At 49.2% G+C, this 15,154-nt stretch carries 9 protein-coding genes and 1 pseudogene; 4 read left to right on the plus strand and 6 right to left on the minus strand.

All coding sequences use genetic code 11. The features are described from left to right. Positions 1–175: 175 nt before the first annotated feature. Genes H6F93_RS22570 through H6F93_RS22580 form a run of 3 tightly spaced genes read right to left on the minus strand, consistent with a single transcriptional unit; the run spans position 176 to position 7,695 of the window. The gene (locus H6F93_RS22570) at positions 176–559 is read right to left on the minus strand and encodes a response regulator (RefSeq protein ID WP_190685635.1); all 384 of its coding nucleotides are present in this window, start codon (positions 557–559) and stop codon (positions 176–178) included. 50 nt (positions 560–609) lie between these two features. Then, on the minus strand, positions 610–5,646 hold the full coding sequence (locus H6F93_RS22575; RefSeq protein ID WP_190685638.1) for a PAS domain S-box protein: 5,037 nt from the start codon (positions 5,644–5,646) through the stop codon (positions 610–612). A gap of 51 nt (positions 5,647–5,697) precedes the next feature. Next, on the minus strand, positions 5,698–7,695 hold the full coding sequence (locus tag H6F93_RS22580) for a response regulator (RefSeq protein WP_190685641.1): 1,998 nt from the start codon (positions 7,693–7,695) through the stop codon (positions 5,698–5,700). A gap of 549 nt (positions 7,696–8,244) precedes the next feature. On the opposite strand from H6F93_RS22580, the pseudogene H6F93_RS22585 reads away from it, so the two are divergent. Together H6F93_RS22585 and H6F93_RS22595 are read left to right on the plus strand one after the other, a co-directional pair. Further along, positions 8,245–9,312, plus strand: a pseudogene (locus tag H6F93_RS22585) (AI-2E family transporter). Positions 9,313–9,407: 95 nt separating this feature from the next. After that, positions 9,408–10,211 carry a potassium channel family protein gene (locus tag H6F93_RS22595; protein ID WP_190685647.1) on the plus strand — a complete coding sequence of 268 codons (804 nt, stop codon included), beginning with the start codon at positions 9,408–9,410 and terminating at the stop codon, positions 10,209–10,211. A gap of 210 nt (positions 10,212–10,421) precedes the next feature. Here the strand turns inward: H6F93_RS22595 and H6F93_RS22600 are convergent, their stop codons facing one another. From H6F93_RS22600 to H6F93_RS22610, 3 genes are all read right to left on the minus strand, one after another. Continuing rightward, positions 10,422–11,561, minus strand: coding sequence for an AbrB family protein (locus H6F93_RS22600; RefSeq protein ID WP_190685650.1), 1,140 nt, complete (start codon positions 11,559–11,561; stop codon positions 10,422–10,424). Between the two features lie 197 nt (positions 11,562–11,758). Next, positions 11,759–12,823, minus strand: coding sequence for a tetratricopeptide repeat protein (locus H6F93_RS22605; RefSeq protein WP_190685653.1), 1,065 nt, complete (start codon positions 12,821–12,823; stop codon positions 11,759–11,761). 128 nt (positions 12,824–12,951) lie between these two features. Continuing rightward, positions 12,952–13,197 (minus strand): hypothetical protein, encoded by a 246-nt coding sequence (locus H6F93_RS22610; RefSeq protein WP_190685657.1) that lies wholly within the window; start codon positions 13,195–13,197, stop codon positions 12,952–12,954. Positions 13,198–13,477: 280 nt separating this feature from the next. Here H6F93_RS22610 and H6F93_RS22615 point away from each other — a divergent pair, with 280 nt between their 5' ends. Then, positions 13,478–14,047, plus strand: a complete 570-nt coding sequence (locus tag H6F93_RS22615) for a type 1 glutamine amidotransferase domain-containing protein (RefSeq protein WP_190685660.1) — start codon at positions 13,478–13,480, stop codon at positions 14,045–14,047. A 92-nt stretch (positions 14,048–14,139) separates the two neighbouring features. Then, a complete protein-coding gene (locus tag H6F93_RS22620) occupies positions 14,140–14,979 on the plus strand; it encodes an aldo/keto reductase (protein WP_190685663.1) in 840 nt (279 codons plus the stop codon). Positions 14,980–15,154: the final 175 nt, after the last annotated feature.

A 15,154-nucleotide genomic window follows, 5' to 3' on the forward strand; every position in this document is an offset into this window, starting at 1 on the left:
ATGCCCTCGAAGAAACGTTAGCATCTCGTTGTCCTACTCTTTCAGCAATGCCAGACACCATTCGTGGACACACACTTTTCCATTGGTGGAAGGAGAAATAAAATAGTGTCACTCTACCATCCGGATTCCGTATGACTCATCGTCAATTAGTAAGATTCGCCTTCAAGTCGGGGAATTACCACCCCAACAGCTTAATGATTTCATCGGCAAGATGCAGAACATTGAACGGCTTGAAGATGATTCCAGCAAGGTCAAGAGGGTGCAATTCTAGCCGATCGTCTGACAAGTCGGTTGCAGTGAACAAAATCACTGGGATCGACTGCGTGATTGGGCTGGTCTTTAAAGTTTGCAGCAGAGCCAGCCCCTCCCCATCCAGATTGAGATCTAGCAAAATCACGTTAGGATGCTGCCCTTTTGCTTGCTCTAGTCCCGCTTGTACAGACTCAGATGTTATAACCGTCCAACCCTTGAGTCGTTCTAGCGTAACTTTAACAATGCGGCTTAGTTCAGGGTCGTCGTCAACTACAAGAATGCATCGATCGCCATAAGAAGAAGACATTACATTTAGGGTTACTCCATCTAATTGAACCACTTTATTATCGTGGAAATTTAGTCTGGTATTGACAGCGTGAAGTAAAATTTGCTGCCCCTCCCTAATTCACTCTCTGCCCAGATGCGTCCACCATGCAGTTGCACAATCAGACGACAGATTGACAGCCCTAATCCTGTCCCCCCCTTTTGGCGAGAATCAGACATATTAACCTGTTGAAACTGCCCAAAGATGGCTTCTAGCTTCTCACTTGGAATGCCCCGTCCCTGGTCGGTCACCCGAAATAAAACCTGCTGAGGTTGTGGTTCTACATTAACGGAGACGGTGGTTCCAGCAGGAGAAAATTTGACGGCATTGTTAATTAAATTCACCAGCACTTGCACTAGCCAATCCGGGTCTGCCCAAACCTGAATGTTTCCAGTGGACGATCGCAAAGCAACCTGGTTTGCTTCTGCCAAGTTTGGCACACTGGAGAATGCCTGTTGCACAAGCGTCGCCGCCTCACACCATTGCTTTTTCAGTTCCACCTGTCCTGACTCCAGTCGGTTCAGTGCCAGAACATCATTAACCAGTCGCACCAATCGCTCGATATTGTTGTTGGCAATGCCCAGCATCTCTTTCGCCGTTTGGGGATCGTCATCCAAAACTCCGGTTGCCACGAGTCCCAGCGCCCCCCGGATTGAGGAAAGCGGTGTGCGAATTTCGTGGCTGATGATGGAAATGAATTCACGCTTCATCCGTTCTAACTCACGCTGTTGAGTGACATCCCGCACCATCAGCAGCCCGCCGTTATGCGTCTCACTGCCGCCGTGGAGCGGCGAATAGCGGGCTTCGATCCACTGGCGCTGTCTGGTTTTGGGGTGGGTAAAGTGAAAGTCGAAGGTCGTGACGGTTTTTTCTATGCCGGGATGAAAGCCTTGCAATGTTTTAGCGTCCAGGAGAACAGCAAACACGTCTACTCCGCGTCTGCCCATGACGTCTTCCTGCCGCAGTCCGGTCATCTGTTCCATTGCAGGGTTCCAGAGGGTGCAACAGCCATCAGCATCAAAGGCAACAATGCCGTCTACGCTGCTGGTGATTAGCTGGAGCGATCGCTCTTGTTCAGAACGTAGAGCGCCTTGTAAACGCACCAGGGCAGAAATGTCACGCCCCTCAACGATCACCCAGAGGATTTGATGGGTCTCGATCGCGTAGATGGGTTTTGCGGATATATCGAAGGTGTGGAGGTTGCTGCTGGCATCGAGAATGTTAACTTCTTGATGGAAAAGCTGTCCGGCGGCAGCCTGAGCGACTAACGTTTTGGCAATTTCCTGAAGTTCGGCGGTGGCATTCCAGGAGGGGAATTCCCAAAACGGTTTGCCAATGACAGCCTCACGCTCAACGTTAGCGAAGGTTAGCGGATTTTGATTGATTTCCAGCAACATTCCATCAGGGGTGAGCAAGCCGAGAAACTGGTACATTTGGTCGAAAACAGCTCGGAATTTGGCTTCGCTTTCCTGGAGGGCAATTTCTGCTCGTTTGCGATCGCTGATATCCAGCACAATCGCAACTATGGATTGAATATGTCCGAAGGCATCACGAACGGGTGACACACTGTTATTGACCCAAACTTCAGAGCCATCACTGCGGATGTAACGCTTTTCGACGGCAAAGTCAGTTTTCTGGGTTATAAGACGCTGGTATAAATCAAGGTTGTGCGGTAAATCATCAGGGTGGGTAATATCCTGTATCCGCTTGTGTAATAGCTCTTCCCTGGAATATCCTGTGATCTCACAATACTTCTGGTTGACCAGGATGAATCGACCCGACATATTGCATTGGGCAATGCCTGCGGTTGCCTGATTGACGATCGCCCGGAACCGCTCTTCGCTCTCGCGCAGTGCCTCCTCTGCTTGTTTTCGATCGGTGACATCTAAGGCAAGTGACAGGATAGATATCAACTCACCTGCTTCATTCCTCAAGACAGAGTTATACCACTCGCAGTAAACGATTGAGCCATCTTTGGTATAGTTGCGGTTATACATCGTTTTGGACTGTTCATCCCCTTTCACCAGGGTTTCAATAACCTCTCGGCGAGCGGCTGCTTCATCTTCAGCATGGACAAATCCCATATCGATCAGGCGTTTGCCAAGCACCTCCTGGCTTTTCCACCCAAAAACGTTTTCCGCCTGCGGTGACCACTGCACGACACGCGCTTCAGAATCAAACTCCATCACAGCGAGGGGAGAGTTCATGACGTGATACGTCAGGCGTTGGTGAGCGACACGCAGTGCCTCCTCAGACTGCTTGCGAGCCGTGATATCTCGATAGAAAATGCCAAGCCCCTCCTCAGAAGGGTAGGCGTGAATCTCCAGCCAGATATCATCGCTGGGCGGCAAGTAGTAGTGATGCTCAAAGTGAACCGGAATCTGCTCCGCCATTGCCCGTCGGTACTGATGCTCTACGTTGGTACCGACTGATGCGGGCCATTCCTCCCAGTGTGTTTTTCCCAGCACTTCTGTGGCAGGTTTGCGGTTGAGCCGTTGCGCTTCTGAATTTTGGTAAGTAATTCGCCAGTCGCGATCGAGAGCAGTAAACGCATCTGTCATGCTTTCCAGCAACCGATTAATGCGGTTGTAGGCATCCTCAGCCTGCTGTTGAGCCGCCTCACTGATCAGCCGCAGTTCCCGCTCTTGCTGTGCTGCTTCTTGACGCATCCGAGCCATCTTGAGCGTTGCCTCAACTCGCGCCAACAGTTCCCGCGCCGAAAAAGGCTTGATCAGGTAATCATCCGCTCCGGCTGCCAGTCCTTCAATCTGCGATTCTTCTCCAGCCTGGGCAGACAGCAGAATGATTGGAATCTGTTGAGTGTCTGGGTTTGCCCGGAGCGCTTGTAACAATCCAAAGCCATCGAGGCGAGGCATCATCACATCGGTTAAGACCAAATGGGGCATCTGCTGCCGAATGGCGGCTAATGCAGCGACTCCATCCGACACGACTTCTACCTCGTACTGTTGATTCAATAAACGCCTCATATAGTTGCGCATATCGGCATTATCGTCAGCGAGGAGGATGCGAGCAGGGAGGGCAGGTGAGTGAGTGGACGGGTAGATGAGTGGACGGGTAGATGGGTGGTATTCCGCTTCACTCATCCACTCATCTACCCGTTCACTCCTTTCGTCTGGTAGCCAGCGCAACGCTTCCGCGATATGAGGGGTAGCTCTTGTCTCTATTGAGGTAAATGAACGCTCTGCACCAATGAGTTGGGTTTCGCCGTGTTGTAGTTGTAGACGATCGCCTGGCAAATGACTGTATCCCGTGGGAATTGAGATCGTGAAACAGGTTCCCTGACCCACCACGCTACTGACCCGAATGCTGCCACCATGCAGTTTCACCAACTCCTGCACTAAGGACAATCCAATTCCTGACCCTTCATAGCTCCGTCCGGCTGCCCCCTTTACCCGATGGAATCGCTGAAAGATATGAGGCAGTTCTTCGGCGGGAATGCCCGTACCCATGTCTCGCACTTCTAGAATGACATGACTCGACGTTTGAAGCATTCTCCTTTCTTCCCATCGTAGACTGACGACAATTTCACCCTCAGAGGTGAACTTGAAGGCGTTAGAAAGCAAGTTGAGGACAATCTTTTCCCACATTTCGCGATCAACATACACAAGCTGAGGCAGCGGGGGGCAGTCTACCCGTAACCGTAAACCTGCACGCTCGATCGCAGAGCGGAATACCCCTGCCAAATCGGTTGTTAACATCGCTAGGTCTGTTGGCTCGTATACTGCTCCAATCCGCCCTGCCTCAATCCGCGCGAAATCTAGCAGTGTATTGACCAGTTTCAGCAAGCGTTGGGCGTTACGATGGGCAACCTGGAGTTGGTGTTTTAGAGTCGGTGAGTAGGCAGGTAGGTAGGGCGATGGAGTCTCATCTATCCTCCCACTCCCCTGCTCCTCTAAACTCGCCAGTGCATCTTCCAAGGGACCGAGCATGAGTGTCAGGGGTGTGCGAAATTCATGACTGACATTACTGAAGAAAACGGTTTTAGCGCGGTCTAGCTCCGCCAATGCTTCTGCCCGTTTCCGTTCTGCTTCGTAAGCCTCCGCATTGGCAATACGGGCTGAGATTTGCCCTGCAACCAAATCGATGAATTCTCGATAGTTGCCGTCAAACAGCCTGAACGGATTTAACCCAACCACCAAAATGCCAGCTTTTCCGGTCTGACCTGATGCAGCAATGGGTATGGAAACTGCTTGATGCGGCATTTGCTGCCAGGCACCCGTGGGTAAGTTGTCAAACGATGCTTCCAAGTCCGTAATCAAACAGGCTTTTTGGGTTCTGACAACGTCTGCAAGCTGCCAAACCGAATCATTGTTAAACGCAACGGCTTGAGGAACGGCAGGGTGGTCTCGATCGATACTAGATGTCCCTGCCAGAACAATCTGTTGTTGCTCCGGCTCGATGAGATAAATCATCGCAAAGGGAAGATCGTAAGGATTGGTTTCCAGGCAGCTTGCACTGAAAGTGCAGACTTCATCGAAAGTACGGGCATCTGCCGTTCTGGCTGCCAGTTCCTGCAACAGCGCTAACTGACGCTCACCGACAATGCGCTGGGTATCGTCCGTACAGGCGCAAAAAATACCGCCTGTGCCGCCATGATCATCGGGGATGGGGCTGTAGGAGAACGTCACATAGGTTTCCTCTAGATAGCCTTTCCGCAACATGATGAACAACGACGCTTCGTCAAACGTTCCCTCATTTTTGCGGATCGCCGATTCTATCAGAGGTTGAAGTTGATCCCAGAGCTCAGGCCAGACACGGGAAGCGGGAAGCCCCAGGGCTGCCGGATGTTTGTTTTGGAGGAGAGAACTGTAGGCGTCATTATAGAGGTTAATCAAGTCTTCGCCCCACCAGACAAACATCGGTTGGCGCGATGTCAGCACAATGCGAAGAGCGGTCTTTAAGCTTTGTGACCAATGCTCTGGTAAGCCTAACGAGGTTTGCGACCAGTCGGCGTTACCTTCGGTACACGCGAAGCGTGATCGCATCAGCGCACCCATTTCACCGCCGCCTGCAAACAGTTGATCTAACACAGCCTGTTCATTGGTCATGGCATGGCTCCTATTCTGAATACAGCCGTTCTCAGTTCACTTGTTTTCTCCTCAGGGTCTGCTTTTTCCAACGGTGAATGAATCAGATAGTTGTCCCAGTCGTTTCAAAATTCGCTGAATCAAATTGGCTTCTACAATTGGCTTCAAGACATAATCATCTGCTCCTACGGCTAATGCCTGATGTAGGGTATTAGCATCGGAATGTGCGGAAAGAAAAAACACAGGTAACTGGCTCCAGTGCGGATCGCTCTTGACCACCTGGCATAGTTCAATCCCATTGAATTTTGGCATCGAGACATCCAGCAGCAGTAGATCTGGGCAGGTCACTTCCAGGCATTGCCAGAACAGACTTGGGTCTGCTAAAGCCGTTACTTGAAACCCTCTGGGTTCCAGGTTGGCTTGCAGCCGTGTTAATAAGACTGAATCGTCATCCACAATCAGGAGTTTGGCAGCGATCGCCTCGATCGGGTTGAGAAGCTGAGTGACGACTTGGAACACTTCAGAGGGTATCGCGGGTTTTTGCAAGAAGGCATTCGCTCCCAGACGAGCCACTTCCACGCGCTTGCTCAAATCACCCTGCCCGCTCAGCACCACTACCGGAATCGTCGGGAACTGACGCTTAAGCTGTGCCAGTAGGGTTAAACCGCTTTCTGTGGTGTTAGAAAAGGTAAAATCCAGCACGATCGCATTCGGCATAAGGGATTGCAGCCGCTCACGAGCCGTGATCAAGTCGCTAGCCGTTTCCAGATGAACAGCCCAGTTAGGAGCCTCTGCCTGCATTAGCTCAAGCATGTCTGGGTCGTCATCGATCATAAAGACTATGGAGGACTCGGAGGGGAAGGGAGAGGGGGGATGTGGAGAGATGGATAAATTCTTTTCGCCCCTGTCTCCTAGTTCTGGTGTCTCCGCGCCTTCGCTATTTGGCACAGCAAACATAGGCGATCGCTGGGTCATGCAGCGGAGTTGCTGAAGCAGCGTTTCGAGTTGAACCGCTGACTCGGATTGCGACACAGCCGTTGAGGAGTTTAGGACACGTTCGATCTGACGGGCAAGCTCTGCTGCGTGTGGAATGCCAAATCCTCCCAAAGAGCCGATGAGCCGATGAGCAATGGTTTGGGCGTGCTGCCGCTGGTTGGGGTCGAGAGAGTCTGTTGTAAGGTAGGCGATCGCCTGCTCCAGGGTTGCGAGTTGTTCCTGCAATCGCTCCTGAAACCCTTGCCACATCTGCTGAATCGTTGCTACTGCTGCTGTATAGTCAGCAGCCATACCGTTAGCACTATCAAACTGGGCATGGTCAGGCTGGGAATGGTCAGACTGGGAATGGAGAGTGCCATTCCCTTCTTTTCTCATCTCTTCATCGTCCTGCCGCTCCTCAGGTAATGATCTCAATCGATATCCCAAGCTATATAGGGTTTCAATTGGATCAGACGTTAGCCCTGCCATTTGGAGCTTTCGCCGCAATCCACGAATTTGGGTTGTGACTGCCTCTTCACCTGGGCATTCATCAATCGACCAGACGCGATCGAGCAGCGTTTGTCGATCAAAAATTCGACGTGGGTGCCGTAAGAATAACTCCAACAGTTTGTATTCCTTAGGCGTGAGGCGTAGAGGTTTACTCTGGTAAGTTACTTCACAATGATTTGAGTCAAGCTGCAACTCGCCCCAGCAGAGTACCTCCGTTAACTCGGTGTCGCTCCGTCGTAACAACGCGCGAATTCGGGCAAGTAGTTCCGATCGCTCGTAGGGTTTGGTGACATAATCATCGGCTCCTGCCTCAAAGCCTGCCACACGGTCTATCGGATTATCCTTCGCGGTCAGTAGCAAAATAGGGACTCGCTGATTTTGCGTTCTCAGTTGCCGACAGAGGCTAATGCCATCCAATCCTGGCAGCATTACATCCAGCACAATCAGGTCATACTGGCTCATCTCAACGAGTGCCAGCGCTGATTTGGCATTATGAGCTGCATCGATCGTAAACAGTTGGGCTGACAAAAAGCTGACTAGGGCGGCTACCGTATCTTGATCATCTTCAATAATCAGAAGTCTCATGCATAGAACCTTGCAGATTGTATCTTGCAAATCCCTAAGTTAAAGGAATACACCAGGTTAGAAATTTTAGAGGTAACTGAGGCACCTTTCGTTTTATCCGGTTGCTATCAATTCCTCATCCCTCTGAAGCTTCAGAACATGTAAAGTTCTATGAATAATTTCATTAGCAAATCACTATGATTTCCTCAGAAAGCCCTTAGGTTCTCTTTATAAGGTGTAGAAGCATCCATATTCAAGCAGTGTGGAATTGTTTCAGCAGCTCATCCAGCTACTTGCCAGCTACTTGGTGGATGCTAAGTAACAAGATCCTTCTTTTTTAGATGTAATAAAACTTCTTTAGATGTAACAAATAACTGTTGCATCTAACACATGAGGGATCAGCGTACAAATAAAATTCGCTGAAATTCGACGGGCAACACATCTCTTGAGTTGCTGCGGTATTCAAGAGATGAGCCTTCACTCTATATCAAAATGATCGCAGTAAAACTAATTTCCAAACCTGTGTTTAACACCCTACAAAAACACATCAGCCCAAGATGGTTGATGGTTATGATATTTCCAATTCTCATTCTAAATGCTTGGCTAGTGATCAAAACGCTCCAGTACTTTCAACCTCTGGTGGCGATCGTGATTATGGGAGCACTTCTAGCATTCATCCTGAACTATCCCGTTCAATTTCTTCAGCAGCATGGTAACAGACACAGTGTTGCAGTGGTTGTCGTCTTTCTCCTCACCTTATTGATCCTGATGGGGTTGGGGATTACATTAGTACCTCGTTTGATTGAGGAACTCAGCCAGATCGTGGTAACAATTCCAGATTGGATTGAAGCCAGCAACCAACGGCTTGAGAATTTGCAAGCTTGGGCAGAACAGCGACATTTACCCGTGAGCTTGAGACTGCTTGATACTCCGATTACAAAATTATCCTCGAATGGCTTACAATCTATCGCCAATCCCCTTTTATCCTTAACCATGAGTACGGTTGGGAGCGCCACCGATATTGCTTTCACGATCGTTCTAACCTTCTATTTTCTACTGGATGGGGAAAGCATTTGGAAGGGTATTTTTCAATGGATGCCTAACCACGTCACTACGTTGTGTGAACAATCCCTTGAGCAAAATTTTCAGAACTACATCATTGGACAAATCACATTAGCTTCTCTGATGGGAAGTTCCATGATGGTGTTATTTCTGCTGTTGAAGATTCCATTTGCGCTCCTGTTTGGATTGGGTATTGGCGTTTTAACCTTGATTCCATTGGGTGGTTTTTTGGGCATATGCTTAACAGGTCTGATTATTACTATCCAAGATCCTGTTCTGGGTTTGAAGACGTTTGCTTTGGCGCTTTTAATTGACCAAATCATTGATTAGGCGATCGCTCCCCGGCTACTCGGTCGCTTTACAGGACTAAGACCGGCTTGGATTTTAATTGCCCTATTCATTGGCACAAAACTATTTGGCTGGTTAGGACTGATTGTTTCAGTTCCCCTGGCTGGTTTTGTGAAAGACACCCTGCACGAACTTCGGAACGCTTCTGTGGATAACGTTATTGGCTTAGAAGCACCTGCAACATCAGATCATTCACATCTGGAAAAACAACAAGTGCAGCAACTCTGAAGGAAAAACAAGTTTAATTAGTAATGCTTCAAATACCTAAAACTGCTCGAAAGAAGAAAATCACAGCGAGCTTGATGAGTCGCAACTGTCAAAAGATGAGTACGCAAGAGCGCATCAAACACTTAGACCAACTGCTCGACTGGTATGATGACCTGACTCCTGCGGACACAAAAACTGCACAAACCATCCGTAAAACCTTTTTACTGACACTGGAATACGCACCAGAAATCATTCGGAAAGAACGGTTTTCCCAATTTTTGGCTGATCACATTGAATCAGAAGATTTTGCGGAGTTAGAGTGGAAAACGCCGGAAGCAGTGATCAAGTATTGTGAATTGCTTTACAGCGTTCGCTTCCACAGCGATTCAATGGCAGAGCATGTCCATTGTCTAGAAGAAATCCTGTTGCGTTACGCATTGCAGCAGTATGAGCGGCGAGGGGCACACGAGAAGATGTTTCGGCTGTTAAAGTTAGCGCCCACGTCTCCATCGATGACGGATGCAGAACTCCGTCGGCTTAAAAACTGCACTTACCTTTATGAAATGCGACGAGTCAATCAAAATCGCCACTATCTCTACACTTATCTCGTCGTCCAAATTGTACTGATTGGGGTTGTCTTTCCCCTTCTATTTATTCACGTTGAAAATGAAGCACTTCAACAACACATTGGGCGATCGGCTCAGTCTATATTTCAGAGCCAGCCACAACAATTCCTCTCGTACCTTGATGGGTTGTATTGGGCGATCGTTACAGCCGTGGCAATCGGGTATGGTGACATCGCACCTGTAACCGGGCTAGGAAAACTTCTTGCAGGAATACTGGGTGCTTTAGGTGTACTCACCACCGGCGTTATTGCAGGACTGATTCTAAATTGGTTATCTGAACGCAGGCTCGATTGAGGCGGCTGCTAACTCATCTATAAGTAAGTAATTGTCGTTTTGGTGCGTTACGCTATCGCTAACAGCACCCTACGCGGTGCAAGGTCTATTGTTGCCGGGTTAATAAAATACTGTTCACATGATTTTGTGATTGATTCAGCGGAAAAGGTACGAAAAGCTAAGCTCTTCGCACCGTTGTTGACCCATGAAGGTTAAGAAAATGTTGTAAGGTCAATGACGTGTTTCGGCATTGATCGTCGGAACGATCGCCAGTAATAGCGGCAAAGAAAGGTTGATCGTGAGCAAGCGAATCACATGGGCTGCCGTCACTATATCGGTATCTTGATGCAACGTGAGCGCAATCCAAATCATTTCCGGTGAGCCACCCGGAGCCGTGACCAGTACACAGGTCAGCCAATCCCACCCAGTCAGGCGTTGAATCAGCAATGCCGCGAGAAATGCAGTGAGCACCATCAAAACAACGGGAAGCAGAGACCGGATGATGGTTGCAGAGCTCAGTCTTGGATTGATCCCCCAATACTCGCCGATTGTCACGCCTAGTAAGACTTGACCGATGAGGTTGAAAAAAGTTGGTAGCTGAAAATCAATGGATACCGGAAACACGAGTAGGAATGCGTCGAATAAAAGCCCAACTGCGATCGCACCCAGGAAAGCCGCCATTGGAATTTTGAGCTTGTTGCCTAGATAAACCGCTAGAAGCGCGATCGCAACGAGCAAACAAGCGATGCACAAATCGAACCAAGAAACCGCAACGATTTTTTGAACCACAGCAGCAACCGCATTGTCAGTCGAACGATCGACAGCAACATTGGCAATGATGGGGATGACAAAAATAACTGTTGTGAATCGCATCAATTGCACCAGCGAAACCAACGCAGTATTCTTGCTATAGTCGGCTGCAATACTTGCCATGACCCCAATATTTCCAGGCGTTGTGGCTAACAATGCACTTAGTAAATCGATTTTTTCAAATCGAGAATAAATCGAACCGATCGCTACACCTGACAGCATCAAAAATAAAGGCAATCCCAGGAAAATCAGTAATTGACTGGATAGAACATTGAGATTGCTGTGTTGCAGCGATAGCCCGATCGTTAAACCAACGAGCAGTTGCCCAGCTTTTCTCGCGTTGCGATTTGGCTGGAGCGAGTCAAAGCCTTGTATGCGGTAACTCGAAAACACGATCGCCCCAGCGGCAATTCCGCCTGAGATCCACGCCGCACCGTCAAGCCCGATCGCCACCAATCCTAAACCGATCAAAACCGCTAGAATGACCTCGATCGCAAGAGTGACGTAAATCTCCCCAAGTTGAAGTGCTGCTGTAGTTTTAGGTGAGTCAATATTAAGCACAGATAAAGGTCTCCAGCGATTACAGCTTTTGTTCTCATCACAGCATCATAATCGTCAGTATTGTAGTGACTGTGTTGCAGTGAAACAGGACAGAGTCATAAGATATGGCTCTGTCCTAAAAAGCGAGGTAGATTGAGTGAAATAGCTTTCTGCAATCTTTACACAGATCTAGAACGCTGCCTTCTCAACCCTTCCAATCAGTTTGAAAGCACGCCCCTAGCAAATGCTTCTAGCTGTTGGAGAAGTCGATCGAGATTTTCTGTTGCCTCAAAATCACCATGAGAACGGCTCAGATCTCTCGCTTGCTGAATATGACCAATTCCCTCCGTCTTTCTGTTTAGCTGAAGCAATACAATACCTAGGTTAAAATGTGCTTCAGCAGCCTCCGGAACAATCTGAATAACTTCGATAAAAGCCTTCTCGGCACTAGCAAAGTCACCTTGGTTACTCAGTATGACCCCTCGATCAAAGGCATTTTGAGCTGTTTCAAGGTTGGTTATTCCAATGTCGCTAGTTAACTTTGAAGCCGTATTTTGGGCTACATTCTGAATTGAATCTGCAACCGATGTGACCGACAACTGCACATCTCCAGACATCTGTTTTACCGCCTCGGTCATTTCAGGTTGAGCATCTTGAACTGCTCCCTTGACCGACTGAGACACTCCTTGCACTGAATCTGCAATGCTTGAAGCAGACGACTGAACGCTTTCAGACGTTCTTTGCACCGCTTCGTTAACGGCAGGTCGTGAATCCTCAACCGTTGTCTTCACCGCATTTGCGGTTTGAACAATGGAAGGACGAGTTTGATCAACTGTTTCTATAACTGAATGAATTGCTTCTGACACTGCCGGACGAACCTCATCAATTGTCCCTCGAACTGAATCAACTGCCTCTGATATCAAAGGCTGAGCCGATTCAACATTTTGTTTAACGGCATTCACTGTGTCAATAGCAGGCTGCTTGATCTCATCAACCGTTTGCTGAACGTTTCGCTTAACGGCATCAACCACACCTCCTATGTTCTGATCCACCCCTTCAGCCACCTCACGCCCAGCATTCGCACCGGCTACACCACCAGCAACTGCACCAACTGCGGCTCCTAATCGCCCGCCGACTAACCGACCAATAATAGCTCCCGCTAAGCCCCCGCTGACAACACCAAATCCTGTTGCTACGGTCTGAACCGGATCTCGTACTTGATTCGGATCGGTTGATGCTTGCTGCTGATTCGGTTGGCGAAAATCCATCGTGTTACCTGACATGTTGTTTTACCCCTTTCAACTTATTTTGGAACTCTTCTCATGTAGTACTAAGTAGTCAGGTGAAAATAAATGCTGCAGTCGTAACATCCACTTCAGCCAAATCTTCTGCTGAAGCTGTGTCGTTGCTTTCATTCAGAACCCCAAAACATATCTGAGGAATCTGGGTCACAAAAAACACCAGTTTCATTTCCTCGATCGCTGTAAACGATCAAGAAATTTGATAGATAGTCGATCAGTGGTACTTGATGAACGAAGTAGTAATAAGTGATTGGATAATCTCTCGTCATTACATCTTCATCCTCTGGAAATTCGATACGTCCACCGGATAGTTCGTAGCTTTGTTGCCTCCATTCTTCCCAAGTCATGTAGGTCATGCTTGTTGAGCCTAAACGGGTTAATGAATTTGCTCTAACTTAGCGAGTAATTCTAAGCAAAATTTGATGGAATACTGAGGTTTTTAAGTTCGTTCCCTGACCCTCAAGCATCGGTTCTTCTGCAAGCAGTCACAATTTCCTCAGGAAACCCTTAGATTTCTTCTCTATTGTTTCGACAAGATGTAGCACTCAAATACTGAGACTATGTCGCAGGGCAATTCTGTTGGTGAGTAGATCCCAAAACAGACCTGTCAAGTCATTGAATAAGGAGATCAGAAAGATGGCAAATCAAGACCTTAACACACTAAAAGTCGCAATTCTGGTAACAGATGGTTTTGAGCAAGTAGAAATGACGCAACCCCAGCAAGCTCTAAAGCAGGCAGGTGCTGAAACTCATATCGTTTCCCCTAAGTCCGATCGCGTTCAGGGTTGGAACCATTTTGATAAAGGCGATTTTTTCCCTGTAGATGTCTCTCTAGAGCAAGCTAATCCGTCTGACTATGATGCCCTGCTGCTTCCAGGTGGTGTGGCTAATCCTGATCAACTGCGAATGAATGATCAGGCGATCTCGTTCGTCAAGTCTTTCGTTGAAGCTGGCAAACCTATAGCCGTGATCTGCCACGGACCCTGGACACTGATTGAGGCAGATGGCGTGCGCGGGCGACGGCTTGCATCGTGGCCCTCCCTCAAAACCGATCTGCAGAATGCCGGAGCAGAGTGGGTAAATCAGGAGGTTGTGGTGGATAGCAACCTCGTGTCAAGCCGCAAGCCCGACGATATTCCAGCATTCAACCGGGAAATGATCGGACTGTTCAGCGGGGCACGGAAGCAGACGCAGCCCGTGGCGTGAGGTTGCCCTAAGACATCAGAAGTGCAGAACTGAGGACGGAGAGCGAGGATCGCCAACTTACAAAAGCAAGGAATTTAACCAGGAGGACAAACATGGAACAGCGTCGATTCGGTTCCACGAAGCGCGAGGTGGCGGTGATCGGTCAAGGGACCTGGTACATCGACAATGGTGACCGCGCCTCTGCAATCGCCGCCCTGCGCCAGGGACTCGATCTCGGCATGACCCATATTGACACCGCTGAAATGTACGGCACTGCCGAGAAAGTGATCGCCGAAGCGATCGCCGAGCGACGCGACGAGGTTTTCCTGGTCTCCAAGGTCCTTCCCCAAAATGCCTCTCGGAGCGGGACGATCGCGGCCTGCGAGAAGTCGCTCGCTCGCCTTAAAACCGATCGACTGGACTCCTATCTCTTGCACTGGCGCGGACAGCATCCGCTGGAGGAGACGATCGCGGCATTCGAGCAGCTTCAGCACGAGGGGAAGATTCTCTCCTGGGGCGTGAGTAACTTCGATGTGGCCGATCTTGAAGAAGTCCAGAAGATCGCTGGCGAGGGTCATCTTGCCTGCAATCAGGTTCTCTACCATTTAAGCGAACGCGCGATCGAACACGCCGTAATCCCCTGGTGTGAGAAACATGGTGTAGCCGTGGTTGCCTATAGCCCCTTTGGTCACGGGGACTTTCCCAGCCCGCGCACGGACAGAGGTCACGTATTACAGGAAATCGCCGCCGCACACAACGCCACTCCTCGCCAGATCGCGCTCCGGTTCCTAGTACGACGGCCCTCGCTCTTCGCCATCCCCAAGGCATCCAACCCCGAACACGCCGCCGAAAACGCGGGAGCCGGGGAACTCAATCTGAACCAAGCCGAACTCAACCGGATCGACGCAGCTTTCCCGATCGGAACCCGTCCCCGCGTGCTTCCCATGCTGTAAGCTGCTTGTTTAACCTTTCATACAGCGTCTGTCATAAATTTTGTTGAAATTGCATCAACTTAACTAGAAATTTCAACATAAACAGGACTTACGCACTTTGTGCAGCGTCCTGTTATCCTGGTTGATTTTGCACGGGCAAAGTTCGCGCAAAATCAACCAACTGCGTAAGTCCTGA

The organism is Leptolyngbya sp. FACHB-671, assembly GCF_014695745.1.
Classification (GTDB): domain Bacteria; phylum Cyanobacteriota; class Cyanobacteriia; order Elainellales; family Elainellaceae; genus JAAUTN01.